General features: G+C 39.4%; 6 protein-coding genes. 5 read left to right on the top strand and 1 reads right to left on the bottom strand.

What is annotated here, in order from left to right; all coding sequences use genetic code 11:
- The first annotated feature begins 102 nt into the window (after positions 1-102).
- The 4 genes from FW778_RS20890 to FW778_RS20875 all read left to right on the top strand — a co-directional run bounded on the left by FW778_RS20890 (position 103) and on the right by FW778_RS20875 (position 8,882).
- Positions 103-2,484, top strand: a complete 2,382-nt coding sequence (locus tag FW778_RS20890; RefSeq protein WP_150416835.1) for a glycoside hydrolase family 127 protein — start codon at positions 103-105, stop codon at positions 2,482-2,484.
- Between the two features lie 69 nt (positions 2,485-2,553).
- On the top strand, positions 2,554-4,665 hold the full coding sequence (locus FW778_RS20885; protein WP_150416834.1) for an alpha-L-arabinofuranosidase C-terminal domain-containing protein: 2,112 nt from the start codon (positions 2,554-2,556) through the stop codon (positions 4,663-4,665).
- A 57-nt stretch (positions 4,666-4,722) separates the two neighbouring features.
- The gene (locus FW778_RS20880; protein ID WP_150416833.1) at positions 4,723-6,279 is read left to right on the top strand and encodes a glycoside hydrolase family 43 protein; all 1,557 of its coding nucleotides are present in this window, start codon (positions 4,723-4,725) and stop codon (positions 6,277-6,279) included.
- A 47-nt stretch (positions 6,280-6,326) separates the two neighbouring features.
- On the top strand, positions 6,327-8,882 hold the full coding sequence (locus tag FW778_RS20875; RefSeq protein WP_150416832.1) for a glycoside hydrolase family 9 protein: 2,556 nt from the start codon (positions 6,327-6,329) through the stop codon (positions 8,880-8,882).
- 87 nt (positions 8,883-8,969) lie between these two features.
- On the opposite strand, the gene xylA is transcribed toward FW778_RS20875, so the two are convergent.
- The gene (gene xylA / locus FW778_RS20870; protein ID WP_150416831.1) at positions 8,970-10,298 is read right to left on the bottom strand and encodes a xylose isomerase; all 1,329 of its coding nucleotides are present in this window, start codon (positions 10,296-10,298) and stop codon (positions 8,970-8,972) included.
- A 331-nt stretch (positions 10,299-10,629) separates the two neighbouring features.
- Here xylA and FW778_RS20865 point away from each other — a divergent pair, with 331 nt between their 5' ends.
- Positions 10,630-11,673, top strand: coding sequence for a LacI family DNA-binding transcriptional regulator (locus tag FW778_RS20865; protein WP_150416830.1), 1,044 nt, complete (start codon positions 10,630-10,632; stop codon positions 11,671-11,673).
- Positions 11,674-11,953: the final 280 nt, after the last annotated feature.

Here is an 11,953-nt window from a genome sequence, read left to right as displayed (position 1 = left end):
TTTTGTATTTGTGAAACAATTTTGTCCGGCAGTTTGAAAAATAAGATCTACGAAACGAAAATCAAAGGATATAAAAATCTTTAAGTTTTTTAAAAGAATACTATGAAACTTGTTTTTTATTTTATTTACCTAACGAGTGTAACATGTCTTTACAGTAAAGTGTTTGCACAGGAAAAGTTATATGCGAATGAATTTCCATTAAGTGATGTTAAGCTGTTGGATGGTCCTTTTAAACAAGCCCGTGACCTCAATATACATACGCTATTGCAATATAAAGTTGATCGCTTATTAGCGCCATACCTCAAAGAAGTAGGATTGACGCCTAAAGATTCCAGCTATACAAACTGGGAAGGGTTGGATGGTCATATCGGGGGTCATTATTTATCAGCATTGGCAATGAATGTTGCAGCCACTAACAACTCCGAATGTAAAAGAAGAATGCTCTACATGATCAGCGAATTGAAAGCCTGCCAGGAAGCCAACACCAAAAATCATCCTGGCTGGGGCGCAGGATATGTTGGTGGCGTTCCCAATAGCAAAACAATATGGTCAACCCTTAAAACCGGTGACTTCACTGCATTTCATACCGCATGGGTTCCCTGGTATAATGTACATAAAATGTATGCAGGTTTAAGAGACGCATGGAATTATGCGGGCAATGAAGATGCAAAGAATATCTTATTAAAATTTTGTGATTGGGCCATAAACATCACTGCTGGCTTACGCGACGAACAAATGCAATCAATGCTTGACACCGAGCAAGGTGGCATGAATGAAGTATTAGCAGATGCTTTCGCAATAACAAAAAATGAAAAATATTTAATCGCAGCAAAAAGATTCTCGCATAAAATGTTATTAGATCCGATGTCAAAAGGTATTGATAATCTTGATAACAAACATGCCAATACGCAAATTCCTAAAGCAATAGGTTTTGAACGCATTGGCGAATTATCACACGATGAAAAATACGAAGACGCCGGCAACTTTTTCTGGCAAACGGTAACAGCTACCCGCAGCCTTGCTTTTGGAGGAAACAGCCGGAGAGAATTTTTTCCAGGCGCAGTTGCATATACAGATTTTATCAATGATGTAGAAGGGCCTGAGTCATGCAACTCATATAATATGCTCAAGTTAACTGAAGACCTTTTCAGGGCAACTCCTTCAGCTAAGTACATGGATTATTACGAAAGAACAGTTGATAATCATATTCTCTCAACACAAAATCCTGAGACCGGGGGCTATGTATATTTCACGCCTGTTCGGCCACGCAGCTACCGGGTTTATTCTGCGCCGAATGAAGCGATGTGGTGCTGCGTTGGAACCGGCATGGAAAATCATGGAAAATACAATGAGCTTATTTATACGCATCAGCACGACTCGTTGTTTTTAAATCTTTTTATTGCATCTGAATTGAACTGGAGAGATAAAGGCATTAAAATAAAACAGGAAACAAAATTTCCTTACGAAGAACAGACTACACTAACCATAACAGAAGGTTTCTCTCATTTCAAATTGATGGTTCGTTATCCTGCATGGGTTGCAGATGGTGCGTTAAAGATTTTGGTGAATGGTAACCCCGTATCATATACAAAGCATCCTTCATCTTATATTACCATCAACCGAACATGGAAAAACGGTGATGTTGTGAAGATTATATTACCTATGCATAATACCATATCTTACCTGCCCAATGTTCCAACCTATATCGCTATCATGCACGGACCAATTTTGCTTGGCGCAAAAACGGGAACAAAAGATTTAAAAGGATTAATTGCCGACGATAGTCGCTGGGGACAGATTCCTTCCGGAAAAAAACTACCGTTAGATAAGGCACCTATTATTATTGAAGACACTTTATCAGCCATTACAAATGATTTAGTTCCGGTAAGAAATAAGCCGCTAAACTTTACGCTGCATAATGTAAAAATGATCAACCCAATTGATGTTGAGTTGGAACCATTTTATACAATTCATGATGCACGCTACATGATGTATTGGATGGCTTTGAGCAATGCGCAATATCATTTATACCTCGATTCAATATCATCAGCAGAAAAAGAAAAACTTGCGCTGGAAAAACGAACGATAGATTTTGTTGCACCGGGTGAACAACAACCCGAAGTGGATCATGCCATGCAAAGCAATCAGTCAAGATCGGGTACCAACCAAAATGAGTTGTATCGTGAAGCTTTTAATGGAGGTTACTTTAGTTATGATTTGTCAACAAAGAAAGAAACCAACCTTGGATTGATGGTTCGTTATTGGGGCGCAGAATGGGGCAACCGGAAATTTGAAATTTACATTGATGATGAAAAACTGGTTACGGAAGATTATACAGGCAAATGGAATCAATCCAGGTTCTTTGATATCAGCTATGCAATTCCGGATTCCATGCTTAAAGGAAAAGATCACATACGTGTAAAGTTTCAATCATTAAAAGATGGGACTGCAGGTGGTGTTTATTTTGTACGCCTGGTTAAATAAAATTATTAAATATTAAAGCAAACAATAAATCAATTTAAAAACTATTACAAACTCAATATTTATCTTATCATGAAATTTCGCAAGCTTTTTTCTCTATCCGCATTGGCAATTTTCTGTTATACTAACTGCCACGCACAGACGACACTTGCAATCACATTGCATCTTGACCATGCACGTGCCAGTGTAAGTTCCAATTTGTATGGATTAATGACCGAAGAGATCAACCACTCTTATGATGGTGGTTTGTATGGAGAATTGATTCGCAATAGAATATTTAAAGACAGCAAAACCAGCCCGGAAGGCTGGAGTCTTGTTAAAGATAATGCGGCCGACACAGCATCCATTCAACTCATTGCTGCGAACGAAGATCATATACCGTATGATGAACGCGGCCAGGCTATCAACGGTGCCCTTTCAATCTGCTTACGGCTTACCGTTGAAAAAGTTTCGGGGAAAGTGGGCATCGCTAACGAAGGATTTTGGGGCATACCCGTAAAACCATCTACCACTTACAGGGCATCATTTTATATAAAAGGATCAGCACGCACCGAGCCTTTCCGCTGGCCATGGGAACCAAAACCTACAACACCGCCGCTTCCTGATATTGAAAACAATACGCCAGGACCTGTAACGGTTTCCATTGAAAGTAATGATGGTAAAACAGTCTATGCTTCGGGCACTATCAATCTTGAAAAAAGTATTTATTGGAAAAAGTATAATCTCACATTAACGACCGCCGCAGATGTACAACCGACAAAAGATGCACGCTTTGTTATTTCAACTAATCGCCTTGGTGTATATTATTTCAACCTTGTTTCATTATTTCCTCCAACGTTTAATAACCAGCAAAATGGATTTCGTACCGACCTGATGCAGATGCTGGTGGATATGAAACCAAAGTTTCTTCGATTCCCGGGTGGCAATTTTTTGGAAGGCCCAATGATTACAGATGCGTTTCCATGGAAAACAACGCTTGGCCCGATTGAAAACAGGCCGGGGCATAAAGGTTCATGGGGTTATCGTGCATCTGATGGAATGGGTTTGCTGGAGTTTTTAGAATGGACAGAAGATATGGGCGCTGAACCTGTATTAGCAGTGTATGCTGGCTATTCGCTGCAGGGTGATCATATCGATGCAGGCCCGTTATTAAAACCTTACGTGAATGATGCGCTGGATGAAATAGAATATGTTACCGGCAATACGACAACCTATTGGGGCGCTAAGCGTGCTGGAGATGGACATCCTGAACCTTTTAAACTTCACTATATCGAAATTGGAAATGAAGATTGGTTTGACAGGTCGAATAGTTATGATGGAAGATTCAAGCAATTTAGAGACGCAATCGAAACAAAGTACCCGCAACTCACCTGTATTTCTACGATACCAGCTACGCAATATCCTTCCATGAAAGTTACAGGTAAACAACCTGCGGTGGTTGATGAACATTACTATCGCAATTCATGGGATATGTGGGAACATGCTTCGCAATATGATAACTACGATCGCAATGGTCCAAAAATATTTGTAGGAGAATGGGCAACACGCGAAGGTGCACCAACCACCAATTTAAATGCTGCCTTGGGTGACGCTGCCTGGATGACGGGGATGGAGCGCAACTCAGATATAGTGATTATGTCCTGTTATGCTCCATTGTTTGTAAATGTAAATACAGCAACCTCAACAGCACCGAAAGCATGGCAATGGGATTCCGACCTGATAGGATATAATGCCCTCAATAGTTATGGCTCGCCATCTTATTATGTGCAGAAATTATTTAGCCATTATTTAGGCGATAAAATAGTGCCTGCAACAGTTGAAAATATACCCGTTCAAAACCGGCCGCTCTCTAAAAAAGACAGTGCAGACGGCATACAACCCAAAACCGTTCCTACCATATTTTATTCAGCTACAATGAATGATACAACAGGAACTATTTACCTGAAAGTTGTAAATACAATTGCCAAAAAACAAACAATAAAAATAAATCTTGATGGCGTTGCAAAGGTTTCACCCAAGGCAACTATCGTCGTAATAAAAAATGATAAACCAACTGATACAAATACTATCAGTGAACCGGAGAAAATTGTTCCGGTAACATCAACGGTTAATGGATTAAAGAAAACGTTTCGTCAAAGCTTTCCCCCATATTCTGTAACCGTAATGCAAATTCAAACAAGATAGATAGATTGTTTTATAGTACGCCACAGTTTAAGGAATACATAAACATTTAAAAAAGCTATGACGGTGATTAGAAAAATACGGGGGCTCGTTTTATCGCTCTTACTACTCTGTACGATTTCTGCAAACAGGTTGCAAGCCCAAAACGTACACAGCGATAAAGGCAATGGCACCTATACGAACCCGTTAGTCTCCGCAGACTTTCCTGATCCTGATGTTATATGCGTTGGCGATACTTACTACATGGTTACAACCACGATGTTTATTTTTCCCGGCGTAACAGTTTTAAAATCCCGTGACCTTGTAAACTGGTCGTATTGCAGCAATGCTGTTCCAAGACTTGATTTTAGTAAATGTTATGATTTGGATTCATGCAATAGGTATGGACATGGACAATGGGCAACAAGTATGAAGTATCATAACGGCAAATTTTACTTATTGTTTATTACGTTGAATGAAGGCGGCTTTATGTGTACAGCAGATAAAGCAGAAGGCCCATGGCACATCACACATCTACCAAAAGGTTTTTATGACCCTGGTTTGTTTTTTGATGATAATGGTAAAGTTTATGTAGCGAAGGGTTACAACAAGATTTCTATTACTGAAGTGAATGATAGTCTTATTGCAATTGGCCCCGATTCATTGGTGTTTGAAGGAAATATTCGCAAAGGTCTTGAAGGAACACATGTCTATAAGATTAATGGTTACTATTATTTGTATTGCACGTATGGTGGTCGTGACGGTATGCAGGTTGCTCTGCGCTCCAAAAATATTTATGGACCTTATGAACAAAAGCTATTACTCTATGACACAACCGAAGGCATCAACTATGGCATACACCAGGGCGCATTAATTCAAACGCAAACTGGAGAATGGTGGACGATTTTATTTGTGGATAGCGGACCGTTTGGCCGTTTTCCATCATTGCAACCTGTAACCTGGAAGGATGGCTGGCCAATGATTGGTGTGAGTGGGAAAGCAGTAACAACTTATAAAAAACCAAACGTTGGTAAAATATATCCCATCAAAGATTTGCCTACATCAGATGAATTCAATGAAAAGAAATTGGGCATGCAATGGGGCTGGAATCATAATCCTGATTCTACAAAATGGTCATTAACAAAGAAGCCAGGTTATTTAAGATTAATGACGGCAAGCCAGACCCAGGATTTCAGAATGGCACGCAATACATTAACCCAAAGACCATTTGCAAAACATGACCAAAACATACCCACAATTGCGACAACAAAAATTGATGTAGGGCATATGAAAGAGGGCGATATAACAGGGCTCGCTGTGTTCCAGGATCCGTATGCATATATTGGTATTAAAGAAAACAATGGTAAGCAATACATCATAATGGTGAACAATGGCAAAACAATTGATTCGGCTTTGACCAACACTTCAATCATTTATTTTAGAACAATTGCCTCTAACGCCAATATTAAGGCAAGTTTTCAATATAGCACCGATAACAAAGTTTTCAAATCATTGGGCAATGATTTGACAATGCGTTTCAGTTTAAAAATATTTACAGGAAATAAATTTTGCCTGTTTAATTATGCAACAAAAGAATTGGGCGGTTATGTTGATGTTGACTGGTTCAGGGTGCAGTAAGCAACATACATTAAAAAATATTTTAATAAAAAACTAAAATCAAGACCATGCATTCAATCTATCTCTCGAAAAAAATATTAGTTATAGCTAGTAGTATTATTTGCTTTTTGTTCTTAGGCGCAAATTCTTTTTCACAACAATTGCAAATAAACGATTCGAGCTACTTCGAAAAACAGGGCGTAAATGTTTTGGTTTTTAGCAGCGAGTATAACGGAATGTTTTTCGACGAAAAAACTTCCGGTATCGAGTTAATTCATCATGGTGTAAGAACTGCTACAGGTGGTGCGGTGCGCTTACAAAACACACCGGAACAATGGGATTTGATACCAAGGATGGTAAGCAGGAAAGTTGATAAGAAAAAAAACAGCATCGAAGTAGAATTGAGGTATACCGAGTTTGATTTCGATTCAAGACTAGCGGTTACGGGTAAAGGCAATGGCTTTGAAATAAGTGTTTATCTTGATAAACCAGTTCCGGAAAAATTAATTGGTAATGCAGGTTTCAATCTTGAATTTCTTCCTTCTGCTTATTTTGAAAAAACATTTTTGGCTGATGGGAAGCCTGGCTTATTCCCTCTATATCCTTCAAGCCAAACAAGTATAGAACCAATCAGTAAAAAGATACCACAGTTCGCAGGTCACACAACATTCGATGACAGGGGAAGAGTTGAATTTATTGTGCCTTCTTCCATCGTTACAGGTAAAACATTTGTGCTGGCGCCAGAAGATCCTGAGCGAAGAGTAAAGATTGTATCAGAAACTAATGATGAAAATTTAATGTTGTTTGATGGCCGCAACCTTGCACAAAACGGGTGGTTTATTGTGCGCAGTTTATTGCCGGCAAACAAAACAGGGAAAGTATTAACGTGGTATGTTGAACCGAATGCCATACCTAATTGGAAACGTAAACCTGTTATTGAATTTTCACAGGTAGGTTATACTCCGGGCCAGCAGAAAACAGCTGTTATCGAATTGGATAAAAATGATACGCCTTTAAAAACAGCCTCCTTATTCCAGGTAACAGCAAACGGAAATTATATTGAGAAATTGAAAGGCGATGTAAAACCCTGGGGAAGATATTTACGCTACAATTATGCAAAGTTCGATTTCAGTTCTGTAAAAGATCCCGGGCTGTACTTCATTCAATATGGCAACCAGAAAACAAATACATTTTCAATTGCCCCAAATGTATACGATGATTTATGGCATCCAACTTTAGATGTTTGGTTTCCAGTGCAGATGGATCACATGGAAGTAAATGAGGCTTATCGTGTGTGGCATGGTGCACCATTTTTAGATGATGCCCTACAGGCGCCAACGAATCATCAACACTTCGATGGTTACAGCATGGGTGCATCAACCCAAACAAAATATAAACCACTGGAGCGTATTCCCGGGTTGGCTGTTGGTGGTTGGTTTGATGCAGGTGATTTTGATATCCAAACAGGTTCTCATTGCGATGCTGTGTTGAGTTTGGTGGATACATGGGAAAAATTTAAGCCAACCCGCGATGAGACTTTTGTCGACTACCCCACCCGTTATGTTGATATCCATCGCCCTGATGGTAAGCCTGATATTTTGCAACAGATTGAACATGGCACATTGAATATGGTGGCGCAGGTAAAAAACATAGGCCATCCAGTTAGAGGCATTGTTGTTCCGAACTTGCATCAGTATCATCATCTTGGTGACGCTGTCGACGAAACAGATAATCTTCCTTACAACCCTGATCTGAAACCTTATGAAACCGATGGCAAATCAAGTGGCACTTTGGATGATCGCTGGGCTTTTACAGAAAGAACAACATTCCTCGATTATTATACCGCCGCAGCATTAGCCGCCGCAAGCCGTGCATTAAAAGGTTTTGATGATAGCTTATCGCAACAAAGCTTATTCTATGCAAAACAATTATGGAATGAAGACGATAGTATCACAAAGGCAGATACATCCGGTTTTTCCAAAAGATTCGGAAATAGTCTTAAAATGTCTGCGGCTTTGCAGTTATACATCACCACAAAAGATGAGCGATACGCAAACGTATTTAAAAATGCGGTGTGGCAATCACTCGACAGGTTTATTCAATTTGGAATCACGCCAGCCTTGCAGGCAGTTCCATACATGGATGGTGATTATAAAAAGAAATTGCGTGATTATGTGGTGAAGTATAAAACATTTTGCGACGATTATGCCAAACAAAATCCCTACGGTGTACCGATTGCGACCGGAGGTTGGGGTGGCAGCGGCGGCGTTGTAAATTTTGCAACTACAAATTATTATGCGAATAAATTTTATCCTGATATAATGAACACCGAATACGTGTACAAGGGATTGAATTATATTTTCGGTTGCCATCCTTATTCTAATATCTCTTTCGTTTCTTCTGTCGGAACAAAATCGAAGAAAGTTACTTATGGAAATAACAGGGCAAATTTCAGTTTCATTGCAGGAGGTATTGTGCCTGGTGTATTATTGATAAAACCGGACTTTCCTGAAAACAAAGAGGACTGGCCATTTTTCTGGGGTGAAAATGAAGTGACAGTAGGCGGTTGTGCTAATTATATTTTCCTGGTGGCCGCCGTAAATAAGGTGTCAGCGGGAGAATAAAACAAAGTCGAATTTTTAAATACCCATTAATGCAAGACACCCCTGGTAAATTGCCAGGGGTGTCCGCCTTAAGTACCTCAAATATTATTAGATATACCTATTCACGATATTTTCGAGATATTCCTGCCTGCCGCTTATTTGTTCCGGTTCGCCCGCTTGAATAGCGTATGCACGAAGGTGTTCCAGCGACAATTTACCATCTTCGAATTCTTTTCCTTTACCACTGTCAAACGAGGAATAACGATCTTTACGGAACTTTTTAAAATCTGATTTTTCAAGAATTGCATCAGCACTGATCAATGCCCTCGCGAATGTATCCATACCACCAATGTGGGCATAAAAAAGGTCTGCGGGATCAGTTGATGAACGACGGATCTTTGCATCGAAGTTGATACCGCCACCTTTTAAACCACCTGCTTCGAGGAACACCAGCATCGCCTCCGTTAGTTCGTTAATATTATTAGGAAACTGATCTGTATCCCAGCCATTTTGATAATCGCCCCGGTTAGCATCTAACGATCCAAGCATACCCGCATCGGCCGCCACTTGCAATTCGTGCTGGAAAGTATGCCCGGCTAGCGTGGCATGGTTAACTTCTATATTAATTTTAAAATCGTTCAACAAATCATACTGACGCAAAAAACCAATTACGGTTTCGCAATCATAATCATATTGATGTTTCGTTGGTTCCATCGGTTTCGGCTCAATAAGGAAAGTACCTTTAAATCCATTCTTTCTTGCATAATCTTTAGCAGTATGAAGAAACCGGGCAAAATGCTCTTTCTCACGTTTCATATTGGTATTCAAAAGGGTCATATAACCTTCCCTCCCACCCCAAAATACATAGCCTTCACCACCTAACTCAATTGTAGCATCAATCGCTGCCTTCACCTGTGCCGCCGCATGAGAAAGCACATGAAAGTCCGGGTTGGTTGCGGCTCCGTTCATGTAGCGCGGATTAGAAAAAACATTAGCTGTGCCCCATAATAATTTTGCGCCGCTGGCTTTTTGTTTCTGCTTTGCATACTCAACCATAGTCTGCAGACGCTTATCGTTGTCCGCAACATCGCTCGTGTAATCGACAACGTCAACATCGTGAAAACAATAAAAAGGCAAATTCATTTTCGTGATAAATTCAAATGCCGCATCCATCTTATCCTTTGCCCTTTCCACAGGATCGCTTTTTTTGTTCCATTCAAAAACATGAGTGCCAGGACCAAAGGGGTCACTACCTTCGTTTACGAAAGAATGCCAATAGGCGCAGGCAAAGCGGAGATGCTCTTTCAGGGTTTTCCCGGCGACAACCTTATTTTCATCATACCACCGAAATGCCAATGGGTTGTCACTTTCCGGTCCCTCATACTTAACCTGGCCCAATCCTTTAAAATATTCCTTTTCTCCTAAGATTATTTCCATAATTGTTTAATAATTAAATTTTTTATTGTGATAAAAATATTGAAAACCCTTTGAATTAGTGTGTTTGATATAATCAGAAAGACGAGTAAAAAATGGTATATCTTTTAAAATCCTTGTTTCAAATAACACGTTTTTGTTTTAGTAGAAGATGCAATCGTTTATTAAAAAGCCGAACAGGAAATTTTCTCAAAATCTCCCAATACCGTGGCAATCGTAAAACAATGCCTGATCTAATTAAAATCTAAAGTACCAATTTATTTCTAAATAGTAATCGGTTGCATAATATTTTTTTAAAAGGTTACCTTATTTTTATGGAATAATCAAAAAGGAAGTGAAAGTAAAAAAGGAAATTACAATTTATGACATAGCTGATAAACTTGGTGTGTCTACAGCTACAGTAAGTCGTGCACTTAAAAATAACCCATCCACCAGCCTTTCCACGCGTAAGAAAATTAATGCGATGGCGGAATCAATGGGTTACCGCCCTAATCTTTTCGCAAGCAGCCTGCGATCACAAAAAACCCATACCATTGGGGTTATCCTTCATGAATTAAACAGTTCTTTCATTACATCGGTATTAGCAGGCATTGAGAAAATTGCGAGCGAAGCGAAATATAACCTGATAATTGTTCACTCCGCCGAAAGCGTAGCGCTGGAAGAAGTGAATGCCCGCAATCTTTTTAATAAACGAGTTGATGGAGTTATCGCTTCACTATCTTCTGATACCGAGAACCTGTCTCACTTTCAACAATTCCAGAACAAGAATATACCCGTTGTTTTTTTTGACCGCGTTTTTGAAAAGAGTGACGATGCCAAGGTTATCATCAATAACTTCCAGGCCGGCTATGATGCAACTGCGCATTTGATAGAGCAAGGTTGTCGACGTATTGCACACATAACGTCTAGTTTAAAAAGAAATGTGTATTCAGAAAGGATGCGTGGGTATAAGCAAGCACTGCTTGACAATAATTTAAAATTTGATGAAAAACTGGTAGTTGTTGAGGGTCTTAAAGAAGAAGATGCAACGAGAGCTGCAAAACAAATCCTGGCGCTGAAAACGTTGCCGGATGGCATTTTTATAACCAACGATTTTTGTGCGGCGGTTGTAATGCAGGTACTCAAAGATGCCGGTATTCAAATCCCCCGCGATATTGCAATTGTTGGGTTTAACAACGATAATATTGGTAAAGTTGTAAGTCCGAAACTTACCACTATAAATTATCCGGGTTTTGAAATGGGTAAGGTGGCTGCGCATAATCTTATAAATCACCTGAAAGGTGTATGGGACTTGAGTCTTTCCAGTACAGTGGTGATAAAATCTGAATTAATTATAAGGGAATCGTCATTAAAAAAAGCAAGTACCAGCCATAAATAAGATTCTTAAAAAGTTGCTGGCATACCCAACGTTCTGCGACTCATTACCAGCTTCTATTGTTTGAATCATTATAATTCTCTGGAAATAGCCCTGAATTGCCAGGTAGCTTTTTTATCTCACAATTTTGTAAAAAAAAGAAGGATGTAGAAACATCCCTCCACTACTTGATATAGTTTGAGAAAAACTTAACCACAACTATTGCAAAAAGATTGAACTTCAAATTCCCTTAATTCTCTTGTAGTATTAAAAGGTTGTCTAAAATATGAGGGGCAAACGTAAA

Origin of the sequence: Ginsengibacter hankyongi, assembly GCF_008710285.1 — a bacterium.
Lineage (GTDB): Bacteria > Bacteroidota > Bacteroidia > Chitinophagales > Chitinophagaceae > Ginsengibacter > Ginsengibacter hankyongi.
The sequence above is the reverse complement of the archived record's forward strand: the minus strand, read 5'-3'. Positions and strand labels throughout refer to the sequence as shown.

Excerpts from the sequence above, each read along its gene's own strand:
- FW778_RS20890 (WP_150416835.1), top strand. The coding sequence starts at position 103 with ATGAAACTTGTTTTTTATTTTATTTACCTAACGAGTGTAACATGTCTT.
- FW778_RS20885 (WP_150416834.1), top strand. The coding sequence starts at position 2,554 with ATGAAATTTCGCAAGCTTTTTTCTCTATCCGCATTGGCAATTTTCTGT.
- FW778_RS20880 (WP_150416833.1), top strand. The coding sequence starts at position 4,723 with ATGACGGTGATTAGAAAAATACGGGGGCTCGTTTTATCGCTCTTACTA.
- FW778_RS20875 (WP_150416832.1), top strand. The coding sequence starts at position 6,327 with ATGCATTCAATCTATCTCTCGAAAAAAATATTAGTTATAGCTAGTAGT.
- xylA (WP_150416831.1), bottom strand. The coding sequence starts at position 10,298 with ATGGAAATAATCTTAGGAGAAAAGGAATATTTTAAAGGATTGGGCCAG.